General features: G+C 67.4%; 18 protein-coding genes and 2 pseudogenes. 5 read left to right on the forward strand and 15 right to left on the reverse strand.

The genetic code is table 11. The features are described from left to right. Window positions 1–355: 355 nt before the first annotated feature. Both AB0M87_RS09905 and AB0M87_RS09910 read right to left on the reverse strand, forming a co-directional pair. A pseudogene (locus tag AB0M87_RS09905) lies at window positions 356–592 on the reverse strand (SMI1/KNR4 family protein); the annotation flags it as partial. Window positions 593–782: 190 nt separating this feature from the next. Continuing rightward, on the reverse strand, window positions 783–2,942 hold the full coding sequence (locus AB0M87_RS09910; protein WP_365851404.1) for a RecQ family ATP-dependent DNA helicase: 2,160 nt from the start codon (window positions 2,940–2,942) through the stop codon (window positions 783–785). A gap of 113 nt (window positions 2,943–3,055) precedes the next feature. Between AB0M87_RS09910 and AB0M87_RS09915 the strand changes: the two are divergent. Both AB0M87_RS09915 and AB0M87_RS09920 read left to right on the forward strand, forming a co-directional pair. Beyond that, window positions 3,056–3,953: pseudogene (locus AB0M87_RS09915) on the forward strand (recombinase RecQ); the annotation flags it as partial. A 216-nt stretch (window positions 3,954–4,169) separates the two neighbouring features. Next, entirely contained in the window at window positions 4,170–4,802 is a 633-nt protein-coding gene (locus AB0M87_RS09920; protein WP_365851405.1) for a hypothetical protein, read from the forward strand. 130 nt (window positions 4,803–4,932) lie between these two features. Here the strand turns inward: AB0M87_RS09920 and AB0M87_RS09925 are convergent, their stop codons facing one another. From AB0M87_RS09925 to AB0M87_RS09935, 3 genes are all read right to left on the reverse strand, one after another. Continuing rightward, complete coding sequence (locus AB0M87_RS09925) at window positions 4,933–5,619, reverse strand: hypothetical protein (RefSeq protein WP_365851406.1); 687 nt, start codon at window positions 5,617–5,619, stop codon at window positions 4,933–4,935. 97 nt (window positions 5,620–5,716) lie between these two features. Next, complete coding sequence (locus AB0M87_RS09930; protein ID WP_365851407.1) at window positions 5,717–6,427, reverse strand: ribonuclease HII; 711 nt, start codon at window positions 6,425–6,427, stop codon at window positions 5,717–5,719. 60 nt (window positions 6,428–6,487) lie between these two features. After that, window positions 6,488–7,114 (reverse strand): TetR/AcrR family transcriptional regulator, encoded by a 627-nt coding sequence (locus AB0M87_RS09935; RefSeq protein WP_365851408.1) that lies wholly within the window; start codon window positions 7,112–7,114, stop codon window positions 6,488–6,490. A 226-nt stretch (window positions 7,115–7,340) separates the two neighbouring features. Here AB0M87_RS09935 and AB0M87_RS09940 point away from each other — a divergent pair, with 226 nt between their 5' ends. After that, the gene (locus tag AB0M87_RS09940; protein WP_365851485.1) at window positions 7,341–8,882 is read left to right on the forward strand and encodes an MFS transporter; all 1,542 of its coding nucleotides are present in this window, start codon (window positions 7,341–7,343) and stop codon (window positions 8,880–8,882) included. 35 nt (window positions 8,883–8,917) lie between these two features. Here the strand turns inward: AB0M87_RS09940 and AB0M87_RS09945 are convergent, their stop codons facing one another. The 5 genes from AB0M87_RS09945 to nrdR all read right to left on the reverse strand — a co-directional run bounded on the left by AB0M87_RS09945 (window position 8,918) and on the right by nrdR (window position 14,878). Then, window positions 8,918–9,847: an ADP-ribosylglycohydrolase family protein gene (locus tag AB0M87_RS09945; protein ID WP_365851409.1), complete on the reverse strand. Its 930-nt coding sequence runs from the start codon at window positions 9,845–9,847 to the stop codon at window positions 8,918–8,920. 12 nt (window positions 9,848–9,859) lie between these two features. Next, entirely contained in the window at window positions 9,860–10,519 is a 660-nt protein-coding gene (locus AB0M87_RS09950) for a histidine phosphatase family protein (RefSeq protein WP_365851410.1), read from the reverse strand. Window positions 10,520–10,579: 60 nt separating this feature from the next. Further along, the gene (locus tag AB0M87_RS09955) at window positions 10,580–11,185 is read right to left on the reverse strand and encodes a YdbC family protein (RefSeq protein WP_365851411.1); all 606 of its coding nucleotides are present in this window, start codon (window positions 11,183–11,185) and stop codon (window positions 10,580–10,582) included. Window positions 11,186–11,369: 184 nt separating this feature from the next. Next, window positions 11,370–14,240, reverse strand: a complete 2,871-nt coding sequence (locus AB0M87_RS09960; protein ID WP_365851412.1) for a vitamin B12-dependent ribonucleotide reductase — start codon at window positions 14,238–14,240, stop codon at window positions 11,370–11,372. Window positions 14,241–14,365: 125 nt separating this feature from the next. Then, window positions 14,366–14,878 (reverse strand): transcriptional regulator NrdR, encoded by a 513-nt coding sequence (nrdR, locus tag AB0M87_RS09965; RefSeq protein ID WP_365851413.1) that lies wholly within the window; start codon window positions 14,876–14,878, stop codon window positions 14,366–14,368. A gap of 497 nt (window positions 14,879–15,375) precedes the next feature. On the opposite strand from nrdR, the gene lexA reads away from it, so the two are divergent. Beyond that, window positions 15,376–16,167 carry a transcriptional repressor LexA gene (gene lexA, locus AB0M87_RS09970; protein WP_365851414.1) on the forward strand — a complete coding sequence of 264 codons (792 nt, stop codon included), beginning with the start codon at window positions 15,376–15,378 and terminating at the stop codon, window positions 16,165–16,167. Window positions 16,168–16,301: 134 nt separating this feature from the next. Here the strand turns inward: lexA and AB0M87_RS09975 are convergent, their stop codons facing one another. From AB0M87_RS09975 to AB0M87_RS09995, 5 genes are all read right to left on the reverse strand, one after another. Next, window positions 16,302–18,272, reverse strand: coding sequence for an ATP-dependent DNA helicase (locus AB0M87_RS09975; RefSeq protein ID WP_365851415.1), 1,971 nt, complete (start codon window positions 18,270–18,272; stop codon window positions 16,302–16,304). 38 nt (window positions 18,273–18,310) lie between these two features. Continuing rightward, window positions 18,311–20,116 (reverse strand): IucA/IucC family siderophore biosynthesis protein, encoded by a 1,806-nt coding sequence (locus AB0M87_RS09980; RefSeq protein ID WP_365851416.1) that lies wholly within the window; start codon window positions 20,114–20,116, stop codon window positions 18,311–18,313. A gap of 166 nt (window positions 20,117–20,282) precedes the next feature. After that, complete coding sequence (locus AB0M87_RS09985) at window positions 20,283–21,014, reverse strand: GNAT family N-acetyltransferase (RefSeq protein ID WP_365851486.1); 732 nt, start codon at window positions 21,012–21,014, stop codon at window positions 20,283–20,285. A gap of 98 nt (window positions 21,015–21,112) precedes the next feature. Continuing rightward, window positions 21,113–22,972 carry an IucA/IucC family protein gene (locus AB0M87_RS09990; protein ID WP_365851417.1) on the reverse strand — a complete coding sequence of 620 codons (1,860 nt, stop codon included), beginning with the start codon at window positions 22,970–22,972 and terminating at the stop codon, window positions 21,113–21,115. Window positions 22,973–22,999: 27 nt separating this feature from the next. Beyond that, window positions 23,000–24,379 (reverse strand): diaminobutyrate--2-oxoglutarate transaminase family protein, encoded by a 1,380-nt coding sequence (locus AB0M87_RS09995; protein WP_365851418.1) that lies wholly within the window; start codon window positions 24,377–24,379, stop codon window positions 23,000–23,002. A gap of 333 nt (window positions 24,380–24,712) precedes the next feature. On the opposite strand from AB0M87_RS09995, the gene AB0M87_RS10000 reads away from it, so the two are divergent. Continuing rightward, the gene (locus tag AB0M87_RS10000) at window positions 24,713–25,933 is read left to right on the forward strand and encodes a hypothetical protein (protein ID WP_365851419.1); all 1,221 of its coding nucleotides are present in this window, start codon (window positions 24,713–24,715) and stop codon (window positions 25,931–25,933) included. Window positions 25,934–25,994 lie beyond the last annotated feature (61 nt).

A 25,994-nucleotide genomic window follows, 5' to 3' on the forward strand; every position in this document is an offset into this window, starting at 1 on the left:
CTCTGTGGTCCGAATGATGGGAGCCCAGTTCTTGAGAGTGGATAGCGCCGTCCCGGCAGTTAGGAATCGTTGTCTGTGAAGGGTGCGGCGGTGCGGGAGAGCGCGGCGCTCGACGTCGAGATGACGGGCCGCGCCATGGCGGGCTACCGGCGGCGGTCCGTGAGCTGGTGTGCCGTGGGCGGTGTTGCCGTTGTGGTGGGCCTGTTCGTCGGGTCTTTCGCGGCGCCGGGGTCTGTGGCGCCGAATGTGCTCAGGTTGAGGGCAGGGGAGGAAGCGGTACTCGGTCTGGCGTGTGGCCGGACTCCGGTCCGCACCGCTGTCTGGACGGCTCCCTCAACAGCACAGGGCGACGAGCCTACGATGCCGACAACGCCGGGCGCTCGGCTATCTCCAGCCAATCGGTGTGCCAGCGGGCGAAGCTCACCGGTATAGCGTTGTCGTCGAGGAGTGGCGCGAGGTCGACGTCGTCCACCCGACAGTTGGACCAGATCGTGCCACGGTGGCTGCCGCTGATGATCAGCCACTCCATCCGGGTGCAGCCCAGGTGGGAGATCACGATGGCACCGGCAGTGCGCTCCGGGGCGAACATGACGAAGACCGCGACCGGCACTGGGCCCGCTGCGGTATCCACACGATCCGGATCGCCCACGAGCACGCCAGCGATCCGGCTTCGCTGAAAGAGCGGCTCCGATAAGACCTCGTCCGCACCCTCTTCCCACCCCGTTGACCTCTCCGCTGTGTCCCTCGGCCGCGTCATCAATCTTCGGGAATCCGGTCGCGGCTTATCCGGCTAGGGCCAGAACCAGCGGTAGCACCTGATCGGCACCGGCCTGGCGCAGAAGGCGTGCGCCTACCGCCAGCGTCCAGCCGGAGTCGGTGTAGTCGTCGACGAGCAGGATCGGCCCCGGGGTGCCGGCCAAGGCGGCGGCGAGTTCGTCGCGCACGGTGAACGAGTCGGCCAGGGCGCGCAAACGCTGGGCGGAGTTGCTGCGGTGCGCGGCATGCTCGTCGGCGTGGGGGGCATAGGCCAGGCTGCCCAGCAGCGGGAGCCTGCCGACATCGGCCACGCCGTTGGCCAATGAGGCGACCAGCTGGGGCCGGGTGCGCGACGGCATGGCGACAATCCCAACGGGCCGCGCCATTGCGTCAGTAGCGCTACTGGCCCAGCCGCCAGGCGAGCGGGCCCAGTCCGCCAACACCGTCACAACGGCCTTCAGCACGTCATCGGGGACCGGCCCGTCCGCCGACTGCCCCGACAGGATCGGCCGCAGACGGTTGCCCCAGCCGATGTCCGACAGCCTGCCCAGCGCACGCCCGGTGAGGGCCTGCTGGCCCACAGGAATGCGGCCCTTGAGGTCCATGCCGACCGCAGAAAGGCCGGTCGGCCACATCTTGCGGGGCTCGACCTCGACGCCCGGCCGGTCCAGCTCGCCCGTCGCCGCCGCGAGGGCCGCGGGAGACACGGCCGTCTCCAGCCAAGATCCGACACAGTTGTCACAGCGGCCACACGGGACCGCCTTCTCGTCGTCCAGCTGCCGCTGCAGGAACTCCATGCGGCACCCCGTGGTCGCCACGTAGTCCCGCATCGCCTGCTGCTCCGCCGCCCGCTGCTTCGCGACCCAGGCATACCGCTCCGCGTCGTACGCCCACGGCTGCCCCGTTGCCGTCCAGCCGCCCTTCACACGCTTGACGGCACCGTCCACGTCCAGGACCTTCAGCATCGTCTCCAGACGCGAGCGCCGAAGATCGACCAGCGGCTCCAGCGCCGGCAGGGACAGCGGACGTCCCGCCTGCTCCAGTACATCCAGGGTGCGCCGCACCTGTTCCTCCGGCGGGAAACCCACCGAAGCGAAATACGCCCAGATCGCCTCGTCCTCCCGCCCCGGCAACAGCAGCACATCCGCATGATCCACACCGCGCCCCGCACGCCCTACCTGCTGGTAATAGGCAATCGGTGAGGAAGGCGACCCCAGGTGCATCACAAACCCGAGATCCGGCTTGTCAAAGCCCATACCGAGAGCGGACGTGGCGACCAGGGCCTTCACCCGGTTTGCCAGCAGATCCTCCTCCGCCTGCAACCGATCAGCGTTCTCCGTCTTCCCCGTATAGGAAGCCACCGGATACCCACGCTGCCGCAAAAACGCCGCCACCTCCTCCGCCGCCGCCACCGTCAGCGTGTAAATGATCCCCGAACCCTGCAGTTCCCCCAGCCGCTCCCCCAGCCACGCCAACCGATGCGCAGCGTTCGGCAACTCCAGCACCCCCAGCCGAAGACTTTCCCGGTCCAGCGGCCCCCGCAAAACCAGCGCGTCCCCGCCCCCCGTGCCCAATTGCTCCGCCACATCCGCGGTCACCCGCGCGTTCGCTGTCGCTGTTGTGGCCAGCACCGGTACACCCGCCGGCAACTCCGCAAGCATGGTGCGAAGGCGTCGGTAGTCGGGCCGGAAGTCGTGTCCCCAGTCGGAAATACAGTGCGCCTCATCGACCACCAGCAAACCAGTCGTCGCCGCGAGCTTGGGCAGCACCTGGTCACGAAAATCCACGGAATTAAGGCGTTCCGGGCTCACGAGGAGAACGTCGGTCTCACCACGCTCCACCTCCCCGTAGATCGTTTCCCACTCCTCCGGGTTGGCCGAGTTGATGGTGCGCGCCTGGATACCCGCCCGCGCCGCCGACTCCACCTGGTTACGCATCAACGCCAACAAAGGCGAAATGATCACGGTCGGACCCGAGCCACGCCGACGCAGCAAAGCGGTGGCCACGAAATACACCGCCGACTTACCCCACCCGGTCCGCTGAACCACCAGCGCCCGCCGGCGCTCCTCCACCAGAGCCGCCACCGCCTGCCACTGGTCCTCCCGCAACCGCGCCGAGCCCCCGGGTGTACCGACCAGCTCAGCGAGGATGGCATCAGCTTCAGCGCGCAGCTCCAGGGTGTCCATACCCCCATGCAACCTGATGGCACTGACAATCAGCGAATCCACCCACCGTGGCAGGAGACTCACGAAGAGTGCGTCCGCCACACACCAATCGAGGGCGCCCGGGGCTGGCCACCCGGCTGCGTCGCACCCTCGATGTGCTCGCCCAGTCGGCAGGCCTCTCTCACTGCCCGCCACCGAACCCCTTGTCGACCTGAGGCGCACCCGGCTGGAGATGCTGAAGGTCCTTGACATCGACGGTGCGGTGAACCGGCTGAAGGGCGGCTGGACCTCCATGAGGCAGCTCTGGATCTATGGCTCGGAGCGTTATGCATGGGTGGCCAAGCAGCGCGCGTCCGGACAGCAAGCGATGCGTGACTACGCCACAGCGTGCGGCGAGTTCGGCCGGCCGGGCGTCGAAGTGGAGCCTCGAAAGATGTGGCCTACCGGGCTCGCAGCGGTCGGTGTCTAGCTCAAGGGGCGTATCGCTCAGGCAGAACGTGCCCTGCCGAGCCGTGCGTTGGGCAGACTTTCGGACATCGACTGAGGCAACAGGCTGCGACCGATGCTCGCACCAGAGGCCCCTGACACCACGGCCCCTGAGGACGTGGCCGATGCAGTGGTGACGGTACTGGCCGACTGGGCCCGGGGGCCCGGCTGGTCCGGCGAGAGCGACGCCCCGCCGCGGCCGGTTGGCGTGGCACCTGTGCCTCACGCACCGGCCGGAACTCGTCGAATCGCTCGGCAGGCACATCTCGAAGATCGGCCGTATGCCCCTGCTCGGTCGGATCGAGTAGACACAGAGCGCTCACGAGCGCGTTTCCCGGAGCTGCAGCGCCCAGCGGGTGAGGGCTCGGCCTTCGGCGTTCACCGTGCCGTCCGTTCCGGGTTCCCGCGCTGAACTCGGCCGACGGCGCTGTCCTGCTCGTCGATGATCGCTCCGAGAGCGGATGGACGCTCGCGGTCACGGCTCGGCTGCTGTGCCGGTCAGCAGCGGAGGGAACAGTCCCCTTGGTCCCCCCCGTTCAGGGGTGACAGCAGGAGTCATCCACGAGCTGTCTGGGCAGGGATATGTGTGCCATACCAGAAGATTCCAGTCAGCTGCCTCAATTGCTCGTTGCCGCCTGCCCTTTCGACAGGAAGAATTGAAACCGCTCCCCGCACGGTTCGCCTGTGGTCTCCATGAGCTGTGCCCCGGTGCGCCTCACTCGACCCTGCCCGCACCATGGGCGCGTATGCGAAGGGAGGACCGTGACCTTCGGATTCGCTCCGTCCGCCGCCCTGACAGCCTCATCGACATCCATGTCCGCCGACTCCACAAACCGGCTCGGCAGGCTCCTCGAACCCTCCGAATGGGCAGCCGCGGGCATCCCGTTGCTGCGCAATCCCCGCGAGGTGGTCGGCGGCCTGCACTCCAGGCACCTACCCGTCCCTTCGACAGCCGTCATCGCCGTGCTCGACCATGAGGAACGGCTCACCGCCAGCGCCTCATTCACCCGGCGGTCCACACCGGCCGACGGATGGGATTTCCGCAACGCACTGCTCGCGCATCTGCGCCGGGTCATCCCGCACGACCTCCGGCGCCGCACACCCGTACGCACCGCCGTGCTGCTCTACTGTCGCGACGGCGATGAACGCTGGACGGAGGAAGACGGGGCGTGGATGTGGGGGCTGCGGGACGCATGCACCTTGCACGGGTTGCGCTGCGGGGCCTACATCACCCTCACCCGAGGGGGCTGGCAGGTACTGGGGGAGGGTCGCGGTGGCCGACGGCCCAATTCGCTGTCACAGCCATCCGACATCGCGCACACCGGGTCTGACGCGGATCGCGCACCGCTGCGTCCAGGAGCCGTGGCCGCGATGAGCAAGGCCGCGGCGCGCTGACCGGCGCGGATGACCCGCACCACCTGCTGACCCGCAAGCGTGCCGACCCTCAGCGCGGGCCGGCCGACCCGCGGCATGTCGGTGTGCCCGGCGGCACCCAGGGGCGCCGGGCACACCGACATGCGCGACTTCAGACGCCGGCGCCGAGCGCTGCGTTGACGCGCTGGGGGTCTCCGCACACGATCAGCAGCGTTCCCGTCCGCTCCCTGGCTGCGGGCAGCACCCGAGCCACGGCGTCGTCGGCCCCGCCGTTGAGGGCCACGATCACGACGGGACGGGCCTTCGCACGGCCGACAGCGGTGGCATCCGCATAGAAAACGTCCTCGCGGGCGTCGTGCTGGGCCCAGTAGGACGCTTCGCCGAAGGACAGCTCGTGCGCTGCCCACGGGTGTGGCTCCCCGGTCGTGAACACCAGGATGTCTCCGGGCAGGCGACCGGTGTCGAGCAGCAGATCGACCGCTTCTTCAGCGGCGTCGAGCGCGCCGTCCAGCGGAGCGGGGATCAACTGGATCTGCGGGCTCGACGCAACGGTCGGAGCTGCGTCCGGGCGGGTCGCCGACCGGTTGCCCGAACGGTTCTCCACAGGAGCCCCCGCAGGGGTCTCCGAACGCTGGACAGAGGATGTCCGCTGAGCAGAAGGCGCTGAAGGCGCCGGCCTGCCGGCTGGACGGGGCCCCGGACGAGCGGGGCGTGGCACGGCCGCAGCACGCGGACCGGGTACGGGACGGGGGGTCGACGTGGCGCGGCCTGCGGCCGGGGCAACGCCGGGACCCTGGGCACTCTCGTGAATCTGAGGCTCCTCGGGGATGAGAGGCATGGATGGTTGTCTATCAAACGGCAGCGCATACAGCACCACCGGGTGGGCACGTCAGTGCTGTTCGAGCGGAATGGTTCGCCGTCGATCCACCGGAAGTTCAGAAGTCGAAGCCGAGTTGGCCCCCGCTTTCCAGGGCGTCAGCCTCTACGGAGGGACGGGTCTTCTTCAAGTGGCGCCACTGGGGGAGCCCATCCAGATAGGACCAGGTGAGCCGGTGGTGCGGAGTGGGCCCCCGCTCCGCCAGCGCGGCTTTGTGCACCGGCGAGGGGTAACCCGCGTTGGCGTCAAAGGCGAAGCCGTCACAGAGCTCGGACTCCATGGCGAGTTCAGCCATCATTGCGTCCCTGCGCACCTTGGCGATCACCGAAGCGGCCGCTACGGCGACACAGGACTGGTCGCCCTTGATCACCGTGCGGACCCGCCAGGGAAGGCCCAGGTAGTCGTGCTTGCCGTCGAGGATCACTGCGTCGGGACGCACCGGAAGCATCTCGAGCGCGCGTACCGCGGCGAGCCGCAGTGCCGCCGTCATCCCGAGATCGTCGATCTCCTCCGGAGAAGCGTGTCCGAGCGTGTACGCGGTGACCCAGGACTCCAGCAGCCCCGCCATTACCGTTCGGCGCTTCGGGCTGATGAGCTTGGAGTCGGTGAGCCCTTCCGGCGGCCGACGGAGTCCCGTGACAGCGGCGCAGACGGTGACAGGACCCGCCCAGGCCCCGCGTCCGACCTCGTCAACACCGGCGACGATCTTGGCACCCGTGGTGGCGCGCAGTGAGCGCTCGACGGCGTGCGTGGGTGGTTGGTACGGCATGGCGACTGCCAGCCTACGCCGCCGGGTACCGGCGGCGACACCCCGGTACCGGACCGGACTTCACCGAGACCGCGGACGCAGGAGCGGCACCATCACCTCGTCCACCATCCGGGCGAGATCATCATCCGGGAATTCACTGCCGCACACCTTCGACCGATACATCATCAGCCCGGGAATGACATCACAGATCAGCGGGCTGACTGCGTCAGGACGGACGTCGCCGCGCTCGATTCCGCGCCGCACGACGTCATTGAAGCGTCGGACGGAGGGCTCTGCCACCTGCTGCAGGATGAGCTCGTGAAAGCGCTCCGCTGCAACATTGTCGCATTCGTGAAGTACCGATCTCAGTGCAAACCCGGGCTTGGAGAACATTGCGTCCCGTATCCGTCGGCAGAGTTGGTAGAGATCCTCGCGGACGCTGCCGTAGTCGGTGTCCTGGTCCAGGTCGGGCAGTCCGGACATCAGTGCGTCGGCGACCAGGTCCTCCTTGGAAGCCCAGCGTCGGTAGACGGCAGCCTTCCCCGTCTGAGCACCTGCTGCCACACCCTCCATGGTGAGACCGCTCCAGCCGACCGTACTCAGCTGCTCCAGGGCCGCATCAAGGATCGCCCGTTCCAGTACCGGCCCCCGGCGGCGCAGCGAGACCGGCTGTGCCTCGGAATCCGCAGTCCGGCGCGAAGTACCCATCGGCCCCACTCCGTCGATACCGGGTCGCACTCCATTACTTGATCAGTGGTTTCAGTGTCGCCGAAAAGTCGACGCGGGTCGACTCTCCTTGCTGCCGTCGGAACGGATCTTTAGCTAGTGAACGCTTGCGTTCCCTAAGTTGGCATGGCTACTGTCGCTCCCGGGGGACGACTCAGTGCACCAACTCGCCCCAGGGGGAAGTTTCGTGTCTTCTGATCAACTGGATATGTCGCTGCGCGACGTATCCGCACCGGACTCCGGCCGGCGGCCGGCGCGTCCTGGTATCGCGCTCACCGTCATCGCCGCCTGTCAGCTCATGGTGGTACTCGACGCCACCATCGTGAACATCGCCCTGCCGCACATCCAGACCGCGCTCGGCTTCTCCACCAACAACCTGACCTGGGTGATCAACGCATACGCGCTCACCTTCGGCGGACTGCTTCTGCTCGGTGGGCGAGCCGGGGATCTGCTGGGCCGACGCCGGATGTTCATCACCGGCATCCTGGTCTTCACCCTCGCCTCGCTGCTCGGCGGCTTCGCCCAGGAGCCCTGGCAGTTGCTCGCAGCCCGCTCTCTGCAGGGAGTCGGCGGCGCGATAGCCTCGCCCACCTCGCTCGCTCTGATAGCCACCACGTTCCCCGAGGGCCCCGAACGCAACCGGGCTTTCGGAGTCTTCGCCGGTGTCTCCGCGGGCGGTGGCGCGCTCGGCCTGCTGGCCGGCGGCATGCTCACCGACTGGCTCGACTGGCGCTGGGTACTTTTCGTCAACGTGCCGATCGGCCTCTTCATCGCCTTTCTCGCACCGCGCTACATCGTCGAGTCCGAACGGCGCCCCGGGCGGTTCGACATCACCGGCGCCGCCGCTTCGACAGCCGGTATGGCCGCCCTGGTGTACGGATTCATCCGCGCGGCCAACGACGGCTGGAGCGACACCGTGACTCTGGGATCGTTCGCCGCCGCGGTCGTGCTTCTCTTCACGTTCATCGCGGTGGAGCGCCGGTCGGCGCAGCCCATCACCCCACTGCGTATGTTCGCGGACCGCAACCGCTCGGGCACCTACGTCATGATGCTCAGCCTCGCCGCGGCGATGTTCGGCATGTTCTTCTTCATCGTGCTGTTCGTCCAGAACGTCCTGCACTACAGCCCCATCAAGGCAGGGCTGGCCTTTCTGCCCGTCACCGTCGCCATCATCACCGGGGCGGGACTCTCCACTCAACTACTGCCGAAGCTCGGCCCAAAGCCCTTCATGGTGACCGGCACCGTCCTCACCGGAATCGGCATGGGCTGGCTCACGATGATCGACCCGGGCAGCTCGTACGTCGGCGGAGTGCTCGGTCCCATGGTGCTGTTCGGATTCGGCATGGGGCTGAACTTCGTGACCCTGACACTCACTGCCGTCTCCGGCGTGGCCGAGCACGAGTCCGGTGCGGCTTCCGGGCTGCTCAACACCACTCAGCAGGTCGGTGGAGCGCTTGGCCTGTCCATTCTGACGACGGTCTTCGGCACCGCGAGCCGCAACGAGGGAACGAAGCAGGCGGCGAAGTTCCTCACCGAAGGAACTCCTGATCAGAAGGCCACCTTCGCCAGGACGCACAAGCTGCCCGCGCCCTGGAGCGATGCCGTCCTCGCCCACGGCATCGGCGTGTCCTTCATCGCAGCGGTCTCTCTGGTCGGGCTCGCCGTGGTCACCGCCGTATTCGTCATCCAGGTCCGCAAGAGTGACCTCGAGGCGCTCAGCGGTACGGCCGGCAACACGGGAGCCATCTGATTCCGTAGACACCATCGCCCGTCGCGTCCGCCGTGCTACGACGGACGCGACGGGACCCACTCAGGAAGCTTCTCCGTCCGGTCCAGCCACTCAGCGGGCGGCTGCGTCTGTCCTGTCGCGGCCACCACACCGCCGACGATCGCGCAGGTCGTGTCCACGTCACCGCCCACCTGGGCCGTTGTCCAGAACGCCTGCTCGAAATCGCCCAGGCAGCGGGCCGCGGACCAGAGAGCGAACGGCACGGTGTCGTGCGCGCTGGTGCGCCGTCCGCAGCCCAATACCGCCGCGACGGTCCCCGCGTCGTCGTAATCGAGCATGTCCTTGGCCCGCCGCAGACCCGCGCCCACGGCACTGCGCGGAACCAGTGCGATCACGCCGTCGAGCAACGCGGCCGGAGCCGGCGGGCCACCAGGAGCTGCGGCGAGGGCGGCCGCCGCCGCCACCGCCATGCTGCCCACCACGGCTTCACGGTGCTGGTGCGTGGTGTACGCCGAGATCTCTGCCTGATGAGTGGCCTGCTCCGGGTCGTGGGCGTACCAAGCGCCGAGCGGCGCGATCCGCATGGCCGCCCCGTTGCCCCACGAGCCTTGCCCGTTGAAGAGGGAGCTGGCCAGCTCCCGCCAGTCACCGCCTTCCCTGATCAGTCGGAGCATCCGGTTGACCGCAGGCCCGTAACCACGGTCGAAGTCGTGCCGCTCGGCGAACGACGCCGCCAGCGCGTCCTGGTCGATGCGGCCGTGCGACACCAGCACGGCCAGGACCGAGCAGGCCATCTCGGTGTCGTCGGTCCACTGCCAGGGCCCGGGCGGCAGCTCACACCTGGCGAGCAGCGGATAGTTGTCGGGGACGAAGAACTGGGAACCCAGGGCGTCTCCTACGGAAAGCCCACGCAGGCTGCACCGGGCACGTCCGAAAGCTTCGGGAAGAGACCCGGAAACGGAGTGGAAAGCGGAGTCAGCGGTCATCGCTGTACAACTCTATCCGGTGGCGCCGTACGACTCCGGAACACGCCAGTGATCAAACGGCCGGTCAAGCGTGTATCTGCCGTCCGCACCGAGCAGCAAGGTGCGGGTCTCCCCGTTACCCGGGTTCGACAGCGCCTCGAACTCACCGACCGACCAGTGAAACCAGCGCATGCAGAAGAGCCGCATGGTCAGCCCGTGCGTGACCAGTAGGACATTCGGCGGGTGATCGGGAGACTCGAAGCTGCGGTGCAGGCTCTCCAGGAAGGCGCCGACCCGGTCGTACACGTCCGCGCCGGACTCCCCCTGGGCGAAACGGTAGAAGAAATGCCCGTAGGCATCCCGGTAGGCCTTCTGCAGCTTCACGTCATCGCGGTCCTGCCAGTTCCCCCAGTCCTGTTCGCGCAGCCTGGGCTCCTCCCTGATCCGCACCTTTTCCGGGTCGAGCCCGATAGCCCTGAAGGTCTCGTGGGTGCGGCGGTAGGGCGAAACGTAGGCGCTGACGGTCTCCTGCCCGAAGATCTGGCGCAGACGTACCCCTGCCGCTTCGGCTTGTCGCCAACCGGTTCCGGTGAGTCTCAGGGCGTGGTCGGGCTCGCGTTCGTACACCGTGTCATCGGCGTTGCCCTCCGACTCGCCGTGCCGGACGAGGACGATGCGTTGTGGTCGTGCCATGCCAGAACCCTAGATTCAATCGGCAACCACTGCCCCGGCCTCCGGCAGAGCCGACGGAGATCACACCGTCCAGGAGGGTTCGAGCTGGACGATGTCCCCTGCCAGAGCCACCACATCCGCGTCGGTCTGCGCACGCAACGAGAGCCGCTCGACCCGCTCGGGACGGTATTTCCCGCGCTCGGCTGCTGACTGCCACATCGAAAGAACCAGGAACTCGTCTCCGGGGGCTTGGCCGAACAGACCGCGCAGCATCCCCGGCGACCCCGCCATCGCGGGGTTCCAGACCTTCTCCTGCATCAGTGCGAAGTGCTCGGCCCGGTCCGTGCGCACCCGACAGTGCGCGACACGGACGACATCCGCGTCCGAGAAGCGCGGCTCGAACCCGGTTTTCACATCGAAGCGGTGGTCGAAGATTTTGGCTCGGCGATCCTTGTGCGTACCCGACTGCGCGGCAGCGAGCCGGTCGTGCGACCGCGCCATGAACGAATCGTAGAAGGGACGGCTCTCCCAGAAGGTGAAGACATGGGCCACGCTCTGTCGGCCACGGCTCCATCCACCACCCTGTCCCCGGAAACCCGGCTCGCCCAGCAACCCCGCCCACCTCCGCTGCCCCTGCTCGAACCCCCGGAGGTCCGTCACCGTGCAGCGAATCCACTTGACCAGCACCGCGCCATCGTACGGCCAGCAGAGTGACGCAGGTCGCACTCGGACCAAGTACGTCCGTGACCGCCCGAACCGCACCCGGTCCGGTGGGCACGCGTCGAGGGGACCGGCCATGGACCGGTCCCCTCGATGAACGCTGATCAGCTACCCGGGCTGTCCCGGATCTCCCCGCGGTCCCGCCGCAGGATCAGCTGCAGCCGCTGGTCGAGCCGCAGCCCTCGCAGAGGTAGCAGCTGCCGGCGCGGCGCATTTTCGTGCCACACGAGAAGCAGAGCGGTGCGTCGGCGTTCAGGCCGAGCGTGATCTCCATCAGCTCGGTGGAGTTGTGTGCCTCCTTCGGAGCCGGGACCGCGGCCACCGCCTCCGGCTTGGTGGTGACGGCCTTCGGGATCTCCACAGCGCGCGGCGCGGACTGGGACAGACCCTCGACATCCACATCGTCGTCACCGGGCTCGTAGGAACCGGTGTCCAGGTGGCGCTGACGCTCCTGGGCCGAGTGGATCCCGAGCGCCGAGCGCGTCTCGAAGGGCAGGAAGTCGAGCGCCAGGCGGCGGAAGATGTAGTCGACGATCGACTGAGCCATCCGCACGTCCGGGTCGTCCGTCATTCCGGCCGGCTCGAAACGCATATTGGTGAACTTCGAGACGTAGGTCTCCAGCGGAACGCCGTACTGCATGCCCACCGAGACGGCGATCGAGAAGGCGTCCATCATGCCCGCGAGGGTCGAGCCCTGCTTGGACATCTTCAGGAAGACCTCACCAAGACCGTCGTCCGGGTAGGAGTTGGCGGTCATGTAGCCCTCGGCGCCACCCACGGTGAACGAGGTGGTGATACCGGGGCGGCCCTTGGGCAGCCGCTTGCGGACCGGGCGGTACTCGATGACCTTCTCGGTCTTCGGCTCCTCGGCGACGTCCTTCGTCTTGGCCGAGAGCGGCTGGCCGACCTTGGAGTTCTCGACGTACACGGCGAGTGCCTTGGTGCCGAGCTTCCAGCCCTGGAGATAGATCTCCTCGACGTCCTCGACCGTGCTGGACGCCGGCATGTTGACCGTCTTCGAGATGGCGCCCGAGAGGAACGGCTGGGCGGCGGCCATCATCCGGACGTGACCCATGGGGGCGATGGAACGCTCACCCATGGCGCAGTCGAAGACCTCGTAATGCTCGAGTCGCAGGCCGGGGGCGTCGACGACGTTGCCGTGCTCCGCGATGTGGGCGACGATCGCCTCGACCTGCTCGGGCTGGTAGCCCAGCCGCTTGAGGGCCTTGGGGACCGTGTTGTTCACGATCTGCATCGAGCCGCCACCGACGAGCTTCTTGAACTTGACCAGGGCCAGGTCCGGCTCGACGCCTGTGGTGTCGCAGTCCATCATCAGGCCGATGGTTCCTGTCGGCGCGAGCACGGAGGCCTGCGCGTTGCGGAAACCGTTCTTCTCGCCGAGACGCAGCACGTCCTGCCAGGCCTCGGTGGCCGCGGCCCACACCGGGCTGTCGAGGTCGTCGGTGCGCGTGGCGGTCGCATTGGCGTCCGCGTGCTGCCGCATGACGCGCTTGTGGGCGTCCGCGTTACGGGCGTAGCCGTCGTACGGGCCGACGACCGCGGCCAGTTCGGCGGAACGCTTGTACGAGGTACCCGTCATCAGCGAGGTGATCGAACCGGCGAGCGCACGGCCGCCGTCGCTGTCGTACGCGTGGCCGGTCGCCATCAGGAGAGCGCCGAGGTTGGCGTAGCCGATGCCCAGCTGCCGGAAGGCGCGGGTGGTCTCGCCGATCTTCTCGGTGGGGAAATCGGCGAAGCAGATGGAGATGTCCATCGCGGTGATGACCAGCTCGACGACCTTCGCGAAGCGTTCCGCGTCGAACGACTGGTTGCCCTGGTCGTCGTCACGCAGAAACTTCATGAGGTTCAACGAGGCGAGGTTGCACGACGAGTTGTCCAGGTGCATGTACTCGCTGCACGGGTTGGACGCCGTGATCCGGCCCGATTCGGGCGAGGTGTGCCACCGGTTGATGGTGTCGTCGTACTGGATACCGGGGTCGGCACAGACATGCGCGGCCTCGGCCATCTTCCGGAAGAGAGCCTTGGCGTCGACCTCTTCGATCACCTCACCGGTCATCCGGGAACGCAGACCGAACTTGGAACCGGCCTCGACGGCGTTCATGAACTCGTCGTTCACCCGGACGGAGTTGTTGGCGTTCTGGTACTGCACCGACGTGATGTCGTCGCCGCCCAGGTCCATGTCGAAGCCCGCGTCGCGCAGGGCGCGGATCTTCTCCTCCTCCTTCACCTTGGTCTCGATGAAGGCCTCGACGTCGGGGTGGTCGACATCCAGCACGACCATCTTGGCCGCGCGGCGCGTCGCGCCACCGGACTTGATGGTTCCCGCCGAAGCGTCGGCGCCACGCATGAAGGAGACCGGGCCCGAGGCGTTGCCCCCGGACGAGAGCAGTTCCTTCGAGGACCGGATACGCGAGAGGTTGAGGCCGGCACCGGAGCCGCCCTTGAAGATCATCCCCTCTTCCTTGTACCAGTCGAGGATGGACTCCATGGAGTCGTCGACGGAGAGAATGAAACAGGCGCTGACCTGCTGGGGCTGCGCTGTTCCGACGTTGAACCAGACCGGCGAGTTGAAGCTGAACACCTGGTGCAGGAGGGCGTAGGCCAGCTCGTGCTCGAAGAGTTCGGCATCCGCGGGGGAGGCGAAGTATCCGTTTTCCTCCCCTGCCTTGCGGTACGTCCTGACGACACGGTCGATGAGCTGCTTGAGGCTGTTCTCACGGTTGTCAGCGCCGACAGCGCCCCGGAAGTACTTGCTGGTGACGATGTTGACCGCGTTCACCGACCAGAAGTCGGGGAACTCGACGCCACGCTGCTCGAAGTTGACCGAGCCGTCGCGCCAGTTGGTCATGACGACGTCCCGGCGTTCCCACACCACCTCGTCGTACGGGTGTACGCCGGGGGTGGTGTGGATGCGCTCGCCGCGCAACCCCTGCCGATTAGCAGCCGCCTTGGAACCCTTGGATCGGGAACCTCGTGCCGGGCCACTCGTCGTCTCTGTCATGCCGCCTCCCATATGCGGGCTAAAACACCCAAAAGCGCCCTAATCTTCCCAAGGCACTGTATTTGTCTGGCACCGGCGGCCCCTGAAGCGCCGCCGGCAGGTCTGTGACCGCGAATCCCGAAGGATCAGTCGGTGGCAGTGGAGGGCAGGGGCACCGCCGGGGCCCCTCCGCACTCGCACTCCACTGCGGGGGGCTGCCCTTCGCGGAGTTCCGCGATGGCGCCCTCGAAATCCTCGAGCGAGTCGAAAGCCCGGTAGACGGACGCGAAACGCAGGTACGCGACCAGGTCGAGTTCCTGCAACGGGCCGAGCATGGCCAGACCCACGTCGTGGGTGGTGAGCTCGGCGCTCCCGGTGGCGCGCAGCGCCTCCTCGACCCGTTGGCCGAGTTGGGCGAGGGCGTCCTCGGTGACCGGTCTTCCCTGACACGCCTTGCGCACCCCGGTAATGACCTTGGTGCGACTGAACGGCTCGGTGACCCCGCTGCGCTTGATCACCATGAGCGACGCGGTCTCCACCGTCGTGAAACGGCGAGAGCAGTCGGGACACTGACGGCGCCTGCGGATCGACGTGCCGTCGTCGGTGGTGCGACTGTCGACCACACGGCTGTCAGGGTGCCTGCAGAAGGGGCAGTGCATGTTCCGAGCCTCCTTCGCGCACGACTGAATACCCTCGTCAGGGCCCGGAACGGGCCCCTCGAAGCAGCCCCAAGCATAGGCGATGACCGGACCCTTGAAGGACCAGAGACCACTACTTCTGGGCTGCGGTTGCAATCCAACCACTAGATCTGGGGTTCGGCGCCACCTTCGCCTCAGCGCGTGTCGGCACGCCACTCCCGCCGTCCGGCCGTGCCGAGCGTACGACAGGCGCGTCGGCGCGGGGATCCCGGGCCGACCGATGACAGAGTGAAATCCATCGGCGACGGTCCGCGAGAAGCACCCGCAGAACGACTGCCCGAGGCCGGGCGGTAGCGTCGTCGGCCTTGTCGCCTTCCGTACTCAGTGCGCTCATACACCCGACCATCCGCTCAGGTGAAGGATTTTGCAGTTTTTCACTCGAACGTGTGTTTGGCGCAACCTTTCGAAAGCCACTACCGTTGTCCAACTAGGGAGAGAACATCTCGAGAGGGGCCGACGTGACCACGACCGCAGACAGTGCCATCATCACTGCCCAGGACCGCTCCCAGAATCGACTCGAGCCGGTGCATGCCATGAACGACGCAACGGATACCGAGGGCCTGGTGCCCCCGCGACCTGCTCGCTCGCTGCCCGGCCGACCTCCGGGAATCCGGGCGGACAGTTCTGGGCTGACGGACAGGCAGCGGCGAGTCATCGAGGTGATCAGGGACTCCGTCCAGCGGCGCGGCTATCCGCCGTCGATGCGGGAGATCGGTCAGGCGGTGGGGCTGTCCAGCACCTCGTCCGTCGCCCATCAGCTGATGGCGCTGGAGCGGAAGGGCTTTCTTCGCCGCGACCCGCACCGCCCCCGGGCGTACGAGGTCCGTGGCTCCGACCAGCCGAGCACCCAGACCACCGACACCACGGGCAAGCCGGCCGCTTCCTACGTGCCGCTCGTCGGTCGGATCGCCGCCGGTGGACCCATTCTGGCCGAAGAGTCGGTGGAGGACGTCTTCCCGCTCCCCCGGCAGCTGGTGGGAGACGGCGAACTCTTCGTGCTCAAGGTCGTCGGCGACTCGATGATCGAGGCGGCGATCTGCGACGGCGACTGGGTCACCGTACGCCGCCAGCCCGTCGCGGAGAACGGCGACATCGTGGCCGCCATGCTCGAGGGTGAGGCCACCGTCAAGCGCTTCAAGCGCGAGGACGGACACGTATGGCTGCTCCCCCACAATGCCGCGTACCAGCCGATCGCAGGGGACGAAGCCACCATTCTCGGCAAGGTGGTAGCAGTGCTCCGGCGGGTCTGACCACCCCACCGGCCATGAGCCGGGCCTCGGAACCCACTGCGCAGGTTCCGGGGCCCTGTAGTGCCCCAGGACGCGCTTGCAAGTGCCCCGGACGGCGCAAGGCCCCGATCTTTCGTGGCGCAGGGACGACGCCGCTATGCGCCGTCCGCCTTCGCCGCCCCGTCGATGGCAGCGAGCGAGCGACGCACCTGGTTACGGTCCGTGGTGAACCAGAACTCCGGCAGAGACGCCCGCAGGTAACTGCCATAGCGGGCAGTGGCCAGACGCGGGTCGAGCACCGCTACGACACCCCGGTCTCCCATGGCGCGTACCAACCGACCCGCTCCCTGAGACATCAGCAGAGCAGCATGCGTGGCCGCGACGGCCATGAACCCATTGCCGCCGCCCTCCTCCACCGCCTTCTGGCGAGCACTCATCAGTGGATCATCGGGACGCGGGAAGGGAATCCGGTCCATCACCACCAGCTGGCAGCTGGGCCCCGGGACATCCACTCCCTGCCAGAGCGAAAGCGTGCCGAAGAGACAGGTCTCAGGGTCCGCCGCGAAGTTCTTGATCAGCTCACCCAGTGTCTCCTCACCCTGCAGAAGAATCGGCTTGTCCAGCCTGTCGCGCAGTTCCTCGGCCGCGGACCGGGCCGCCCGCATGGACGAAAAGAGTCCCAGGGTGCGCCCGCCGGACGCCTCCACCAGCTCAGCCAGCTCATCCAGCATGTCCGTCCTGGAACCTTCGCGGCCCGGAGCCGCGAGGTGCTTGGCGACGTAGAGAATGCCTTGCTTCGCATAGTCGAAGGGCGAGCCGACATCGAGTCCGGTCCACTGGGGGAGGTCCTCACCCTCCGTTCCTTCCGGGGAAAGACCGAGCGAAGCTCCGACCCCATTGAAATCGCCGCCGAATTTAAGAGTGGCGGACGTCAGAACGACCGACCGGTCGGCGAAGAGCTTCTCGCGGAGCAATCCCGATACGGAGAGCGGGGCCACTCGCAGCGAAGCGCCGAAGCGGTCATGGCGTTCGTACCAGACGACGTCGTACTCCGAGCCCAGAGTGATCCGCTCGGCGACCTCGTGAATGGACTCGACGGACGCCATGGCTTGCTTACGCACGACGTCCTCGTCCTGGACCGATTTGTCGCGGGTGGAACCCAGCGCCGAAATCACCGTGCGAGCGGCGTCACGCAACGCCATCAGGGCATATCCGAGGTCTTCCGGGATCTCTTCCAGGCGTCCCGGCAGAGCCAGCTCCATGACTCGCTCGAATGTCTCGGCGGCGGTCTGCAGGGCGTCTGCCGCCTTTTCGTTGACAAGTTTCGCGGCACGCCGCACGGCCCGGTTGACCTGGCCCGGGGTGAGCTCGCCGGTGGCCACACCAGTGACCCGGGAAACCAGCTCGTGTGCCTCGTCGACGATCAGCACCTCGTGCTGCGGAAGTACCGGAGCTCCCTCGATCGCATCGATGGCCAGCAAGGCATGGTTGGTGACGACGACATCGGCCAGTTTGGCCCGCTCACGGGCGGCCTCCGCGAAGCACTCAGCGCCATACGCGCACTTGCTCGCCCCGAGGCACTCGCGGGACGAGACGGAGATCTGTCCCCAGGCCCGGTCGGACACACCAGGGGTGAGATCGTCGCGGTCGCCGGTCTCCGTCTCATCGGCCCAGTCCCGCATCCGCAGCAGGTCCTGGCCCAGCTTGCTGCTGGGAACCGCCGTCTCGAACTGGTTGAAGAGACCGTCCTCTTCTTCCTGCGGTACGCCCTCGTGGAGGCGGTGCAGACAGAGGTAGTTGGACCGGCCCTTCAGCATCGCGAACTCGGGCCGTCGCCGCAGCAGCGGCTGGAGGGCCTCGACCGTTCGCGGAAGATCGCGCTCCACCAGCTGGCGCTGTAGCGCGAGCGTCGCCGTGGCCACGACGACACGCTCACCGTGGGCCAGGGCAGGCACCAGATAGCCGAGGGACTTTCCAGTACCGGTGCCCGCCTGAACCAGCAGGTGGGCATTGTGGTCGACCGCTTCAGCGACGGCTTGGGCCATGGTGACCTGGCCCGGGCGCTCCGTACCGCCCACGGCGGTGACGGCAGCGTGCAAGAGCTCAGGGAGGGAGGGCTTCGTCATAGCAGGACTACCCTACGGGGCACCACCGACAATCGGGATCACACCTCGTTGAGGGGGTTGCGGACCGTTCCGTGCACTGCGGCGTGCGGACGATTCGGTCGGTCCCGGTAGCCGTCGAGGTGGAGCCGGTTGCGGTTCAGGCAGAGACGCTCGATCCGAGGGGTGAGGAGGTCGAACATCTCATAGCGTTCCTTGAGCTCGGGGAAGCGAGCCTGATGGCGCAGAATCTCGTTTCGGACGAGTAACCAGAAATCGGCTTCGGGGACTCCCAGCTGATCTTCGCAGAGCGGGGCCAGGAAGCGGAAGACGCCCACAAAGAGCCCGGAGTGGATGAACTGGGTGAGAAAGGCGGGTTCCTCCGTCAGTAGCACCTCACGCACTTCGTCAGGCATCGATGCGTGCTCCGGCAAGGACTCCGCACTGACGTTGACGTCGTCCACGAAGTCCTTGATCGCCAGCCGAACGGGTACATCGTGGTCGTCGAAGACGACGATGGCGTTCTCGCCGTGCGGCGAGAAGACCGTGCCGTAGCGGTAGAGGAAGCGCAGCAGGGGCGGCAGCAGCGCTACGAAGAGCCGGCGCAGCCAGGCGGTGGGGGTGAGCCCCGATCTGGCAACCAGTTCCGCGGTGAAGCAGCGCCCCTGCAGGTCGGTGTGGATCAGCGAGGCAAGCGTGCGGGCTCCCTCACCGGGAGCGAGCCGGCTCTCCAGCGGTTCCCGCCAGATGGCGCCGAGGAGTTCCCGGTACTGGTACGGGACTTCCGGGAGGTGATCGTAGAGAGGGTGCTCGACCGACACGGAGGCGACCTCGCCGAGGAGGATGACTCCACACTCGTTGCGCAGGAAGGCATCGTCGTCGCGCAGGCCCTGGACCCAGGCGGTGACGGCAGGCGCGGCGAGCGTCCGCTCGGTGGGCAGACCACGCCAGACCAGCGTATTGAGGATCGACAGCGGAAGCTTCACGGTGTGCCGGTCAGGCCGGTCCAGGTTCAGGAAGGTGCGGACGGACTGCTGGGGAAGTCTCGGATCACCGTCGGCATGCAACGGCACGATCTTGTGGTGGGCAATAGCAGGAGCGAAAAGTGGAAGGATCACTTCGTCCCATTGCCAGGGGTGCACGGGCAGATAGAGGTAATGGTCCGGGTCCAGGCCGCGAGCGCGCAGTAGCGCGGCGAAGGACGCCCGCGTGGCGGCGTCGAGCTCGCGGCGGTAGAGCCGCTCGGGAGTGCCGAGACCTGTGACACCCCGATAGCGGGCGAGCTCCGTGCTGACCGCGATCCAGGGCAGACGCGCCCAGGTGCGGGACTCGGGCGTCCAACGGGCAGCGTCACTCGCGGAGAAGCCGATGCGGCCCTTGTTGAGCACCAGCCAGGGATGCCCGGTCTGATAGCCCTCGAGTTGCGCGTAGTCGAGGTCGGCGAGGTCCTCCACGGGGAGTGACGTGTGGTCGAGACGCGCATCGGCCGCCAGTGTGGTGGTGAGTTCCCGGATCAGGTGGCCGAGGGTGGCGCCGTCGAGGTCGAGCAGGCGACGGGCGAGGACGAGGAATCGGAGCGGATCGGTGAACTGCCGGCCTTCCAGCTCGATGGTGTCCGGGTCCACATGCCAGTTCCCGTAAGCCCCGCGCCGAGCCCGGAAAGTGAGCGGCAGGTCGTTGTCGAGCGTGAGCAGGAAGCGGTCACCGGCCTTGGCCGTGGGTTCGATGATCTCTTCGTAGGCGAACGAACTCAGCATCTTGGCGAGGAGGCGGCGGGCAGCCCGGTCCCAGTCGTCCGGGTTCAGCTCGGCGGGGGAAAGAAGCGCCGGTTCCGCGGCGGAGTCGGGGATGACGGGTGGATTCAACACAGGCACTCCTCGAGTGGGAACCGATGCGGGACGCGCGGTGTATCAAATGCAGCACGTTGTACATGGACGTCGTTCACCGCCGAGCACTTACAACCAGTCACCTACAACCAGTAGCTGCCAACCAGTCGCTGCCAACCAGTCATGCATGGAGGCTCACGGTGATCACTCAGAGCAGACGGCGCAGCGTCCTGTCACGGACCATCAGGGCGGCGCGCTTGTCCGGGAGTTCCACCTCCGCAGAGAAACGGAAGCCAGCGCTCAGGAAGGCCGCTACCGAGGGGGTGTTACGCAAGTCGGGTTCCGCGATCACCCGTGTGCAGCGGGGCCTGTTCTCCAGTACGAGGTCGGACACGGCTCGCAGCAGGGTGGTGCCGATACCTCGGCCGCGGTCACTGACTCCGCCGATGAGGAGATGCAGTCCGGTGTCCTGCGGTCGCGCCGGATAGTGCCGGGCGAGCGGGTCGAGATCCGCCCGGTAGAGCTCCCAGTAGCTCATCGGAATGCCGTCAAGCAGGCCGAGACACGGAATGCTTCGTCCGTCGCCATCGACTTGGCCGCGCAGATGCGCAGCCGTGACCGACTCGTCGCCCGAGAGTTCCCAGAAAGCGGCGACGGCCGGGTCGTTCATCCACCGGCTGATCAGGGCGAGATCTCGCTCGATGTCCGCAGCGACGAGCCGGAACTCGCCTGCGGGTGTGGCGGCGGATTCCCAGGCCCCGGGGTCGTCCAGGAGGTCGTCCCCCGTACGCATCCGGGGAGCGGCGGCGGCGTATCCGGTCTCCGGGGCACGCTCACGCAGTGCTGCCAGGAGCTCCCCGGACAGCCGCAGATCCAGGGTGTCTGCTGCTTCTGCCGCGGTCGGTCCGGCAGTGTCGGTCAGGTGGTCCGGGGTGGTCAGGTGGTCCGGGCCGGCCGGCCGGGCAGGCTCGGTCCCGGAGTTGATGCTCGCGTCTATGGAGGGCACGGCGACACTCCTCGTCTCAGGTATGAATCGGGTCATGTCCCGGCGGAATGGAGGGGGTTGCTGAGGGTGACGTAGACCGACTGGGTGTCGACCGGACCGACCAGCTCGTCCAGCCCGTGCAGCCTGGTCAGCAGGTTGGCCTTGGTTCGAAGCACCGGGGCGTTCAGCAGCTGGGCGGGCAGCGGTGAACCGAGCGCGCTCGCCTTTGCGAGAAACTGCCGGAAGGCGGCGATCAGCAGGCGTTCGTCTGCCAAGTGCTGCGAGCCGAATGCCCCGATGAGCCCGAAGACGTTGTTGATGCCGAGGTAGTAGGCGAATCGCTCGTCGGTCACGGAATCGGCGACGAACGTGTCACTGGTCGCGCTGAGGCCCGGCAGCCGCCTTTCCAGAGCCTCGCGGTGGGACTCACGGAAGTAGTAGCCCTGGTTGTCGCGGTAGCGTCCGCCGACGGGCCAGCCGTTGGGGGCCAGCATGACCAACGTGTTCTGCTGATGGGCTTCGAGGGCGACGCCTGCGGCACCATCGAGCCAGAGCACGGGGCGTACGACGTGATCGAGGTATCGCAGGAACCACTCGGCGGCAACGGCTCCGGTGGACCTGCCGGTAGAGGCAGCGAGCGCGGTCACGATGTCCGCGAGCCGGGAGCTCATCCGTTCCCGGCCGGGACGGGGTCGGACCGCGGTGAGAGCCGCGATGCACACGGCATCGTCCCCCGGGCCGAAGGGATTGTGACGGATGACGACGTCGAATCCCGGCAGCGGTTTTCCGTCGTGGGTGTCCACTCCGAGCCATGCGGGGTCGCGGACGATGTCGAAGCGCGGGTGAGCTGTCTGCCACTCCTCACCGAGTCCGCCTCTCAGCAGGCGGTGGACCTCCACACCCCGGTGGAGTTCCTTGCGCAGATTCTCCCGCCGGGAGTTCGTAATGCGCAGGCCCAGGGAGAGCTTGAGCATCGCCGCGGAACCGGGACGGTGAACCGTACGCACGGAGGAGGTGGGATGCCAGTGGTCACCATACGGACCCAGGTCGTACAGCAGGCCCGCCTCGACCAGCTGGACCACGGCGGGACGCCGCATCAACTCCTGAGCCTGCCACGGGTGCAGCGGCAGCAGGACCGTGCCGTCCGGATGCGAAAGAGTGCCTGCCAATCGGGCAATGACCAGTTCGGCGGGGAGGGTGCGGCCCCGCTCCGTCCATGCGGAGTCCTGCGCCAGTACGGACCGGTCGACAGCAATCCAGTGCAGAGGGAAGGAGCCGTGCAACTCCGGCGAATACGTGCGGTTCTCGGCGTCGGACAGGCCTTCCCGACTCTTCGGGGTGGGGTGCAGAGGGTGGCCGAACAGCAGGGACTGCTCCGCGGTGAGGAAGAGATCCGTTTCGTCGGCCGGCCCCGGGCTGGTGCGCCGCTCGGCGACGAAGGTGGCGGTGCGGCGTACCGAATCGGCGACCCTGCCGACCAGGTCGGCGCTCTCGCGTTGGCCGGTTTCCCGGCCGAGCAGCGCGGCGACGGTGACAGCGTCTGCGGGCGGCGCGGTCGCCGAACCGCCTTCCAGCGTCGGTCTGCCGAACCGGTGCCAGCCGGTGGGCGACCAGTACAGGACAGGGACGAGCAATGCCGCGCCGCTCGCCTTCAGCGGGATGCGCAGGAGCGGGCCGGTCGGCCTGACGAGGTTGTTCTCCCGGACCCAGCAGCGCAGCAGATTCTCGATGCCCGCCGTTTCGGCCGCTGCTGTCGCGTCCGGGTCGTCCAAAAGGTCGGGAGGAAGGGGGCGTTCGCGTGTGCGGTCTCCCCTGTTCTGGCGCGGGACTGTCTCCAGGTCGACGATGAGCGGTCCGCAGGAGGTGGGGCGGCCGTAAGCCTCGGGCGTATCGGGTACGGGGGTGGAATTCACGGACTGCTTCCTTGTGAGAGATCCGGGTCAGGGCTGGGGGCGGGTCTCGTGGGGGTGATTCCGGACGCGTTCGGCGGCGCTCAGAGCGTCGGCCAGCCGGTCGAGGACGGCCTCCGCCTGTTCGTCAGTGAGAGTGAGGGGAGGCAGCAGCCGGACGACGCTGGAATGACGCCCGCCGAGCTCGACGATGAGCCCTCGGGCCAGGCATTCGCGCTGCACGGCGGTGGCGCGAGCGGCATCCGCCGGCGGAGGCTCTGTGGCGGTGGGATCACCGGCCTCGCGGTCGACGATTTCCAGGCCGATCATCAGTCCTCTACCCCGTACGTCTCCGATGGAGGGATGATCGGCGGCCAGCCCCTGCAGCCGTCCGATGATGCGGGCGCCGAGAGTTGCCGCACGCTCGGCGAGCCTGTTCTCGCGGACGTACGCGAGGGTGGCCGCACCCGCTGCCATGGCGAGTTGATTGCCGCGGAAGGTCCCCGCGTGGGCGCCCGGATCCCAGACGTCCAGTTCGGACCGGTAGACGATGACGGCCAACGGAAGGGAGCCGCCGATCGCTTTGGACAACACCATCACGTCGGGCACGATCCCGCTGTGTTCGACCGCCCAGAAAGCTCCGGTGCGCCCCACGCCGGTCTGCACTTCGTCGGCGATCAGCGGAATGGAGCGGGCCGCGGTGATTTCCCGCATCCGGCGCATCCAGCTGTCGGGACCGGGGATCACCCCGCCCTCGCCCTGTACCGGTTCGAGGATCATCCCGGCCGGCGGCAGCACCCCGCCCTTCGGGTCGTCGAGGAGGCTCTCGGTCCATCGGGCGGCAAGGTCCACTCCTCGCTCGCCACCGACCCCGAAGGGGCTGCGGTAGTCCTGGGGGTACGGCAGCCTGGTCACCCGTACGTCGGGGGCACCGCCCGATACCGCAAGGGCACCGGCCGTCATGCCGTGATAGGCACCGGTGAAGGTGAGGATTCCGCTCCGCCCGGTGGCCGTGCGGACGAGTTTGAGCGCTGCCTCGACCGCGTCCGTACCGGCAGGTCCGCAGAACTGCACCCGCGCCTGGTCGGCGAAGTGGCGGGGCAGCGTCTCGAAGAGTTCGGTGATGAAAGCGTCCTTGACCGGTGTGGCGAGATCCAGGACGTGCAGCGGTGCACCGGAGTCGATCACCTTCTTGATTGCTTCCAGCACCGCCGGGTGGTTGTGCCCGAGTGCGAGTGTCCCCGCGCCGGAGAGGCAGTCGAGGTAGCGTCGCCCGTCCGCGCCCTCGATCGTCAGTCCCCGGGCCCGCACCGGAACGATGGGCAACGATCGCGCATAGGTACGGGCAGCCGACTCACGCATCGACTGCCGGCGCAGGATCCCCGCGTACGCGGTCGTCGGCGCCATCGGAGCAGATTCGGTCACGGCCACTGCTGGTGCTCCTCCCGCTGTCCCGAATCCGTTCGTTACAGCTAGGTCGTTACAGCTAGGTCATCGCGGTTCGGCCGTCGATTTCCGGTCGCACGGCCGCAGCTTCCACGGCTGAACACAGCCCAAAAGCCCCCCGTACGTACCAACGACGACGGCGCCGTGAGATCACGGGCGGGAGGGAAGATCCTTGTGACGGCGGAACCACAACCCTGCTGCGCGCCGTCCCCATCGGCACCGGCATAGTGGGGCCCGCACTTCGAGGGCCGGCCCATCCTGTTCCGCGGTGCCGCAGTTGCTCCGACATCAGTTCCGAAGTCCCAGGGGGATCACCACATGCGACCGCTCCACCCAGCTTCCACAGCGCGCAGCGGGACGCGCGCACGGCGAACCTTCTCCGCCATAGCAGGCGTTGGCCTCACAGCCGTGCTCTCGCTCACCGCCACCGCCTGTGGCCCCGGCGCCGATGACGCCTCGGGTCAGGCCAGTACCAGCGCCACTTCGGCATCCGACGGCAAGATCACCGTTCCGGACAACGTCAAGGACCGGCTGAAGCAGCACGGCGTCGACCTGGACAAGTGGAAGCACGGCGAGTGGAGGAACTGGGACAAGGACAAGTGGCTGCGGGAGGCCAAGGACTTCGTCAACCCGATCATCGCCGGTCTCTGGGACCCGGCCCGGATGCGGGACGCCGACAAGACTCCGCAGAAGCCCGTCGACAGTGACATTTCCGGCGACAAGGGAGTCACCGATCCGACGCCGGCTCCGGTCAGCGCCCAAGCCGTGAAGGCCCCTTACCACGCCAACCTGCCCGAGGCGGGAAAGCTGTTCTTCGACAGCCCCGAAGGATCCATGGTCTGCTCGGCGACCGTGGTCGAGGACCCGGCGCATCCCGGCAAGTCCAACATGGTGTGGACCGCCGGCCATTGTGTCCACGCGGGCAAGAAGGGTGGCTGGTACCGCAATATCGCCTTCGTCCCGTCCTACAACAACAGCGGTAGGACCGTTGCCCAGTTGCAGCATGCCAAGAAGGAGGAGGTCGCTCCCTACGGCGTCTACTGGGCGGACTGGGCGCAGACGTCCGAGCAGTGGATCAGCGCCGGCGGGCCCACCGGCGGCCAGGGCGCTCCCTATGACTTCGCGGTGCTGCACGTGACCCCGGAGAAGGGCTCCACCCAATCGCTGGAGGAGACGGTCGGCGGCGCGCTGCCGGTCAACTTCAACGCTCCTGCGGTGGCCAAGATCCCGAGTATCACGGCGACGGGTTATCCGGCGGCTCCGCCGTTCGACGGCCAGAAACTCTTCCAGTGCTCCGACGGTCCGGGCCGTCTCTCGGTCACCGCGAACGACCCGACGATGTACCGCATCGGATGCACCATGACCGGCGGTTCCTCCGGCGGCGGCTGGATCTCCACGGGTGCTGACGGAAAGCCTGCTCTGGTTTCCAACACCTCGATCGGTCCAGTGACCACGGGCTGGCTGGCGGGGCCACGGCTCGGCAAGGAAGCCAAGGGCGTCTACGACTCGGTGAGCAAAAAGTACACGGGCCTGCGCTAAGGGCATTTCCTTCCGTCCACAGCTCGTCCTCGACCGTCCTCAGCGATGGCAGCCGCAACCG

The organism is Streptomyces sp. NPDC051320, assembly GCF_040682175.1.
Taxonomy (GTDB): Bacteria; Actinomycetota; Actinomycetes; order Streptomycetales; family Streptomycetaceae; genus Streptomyces.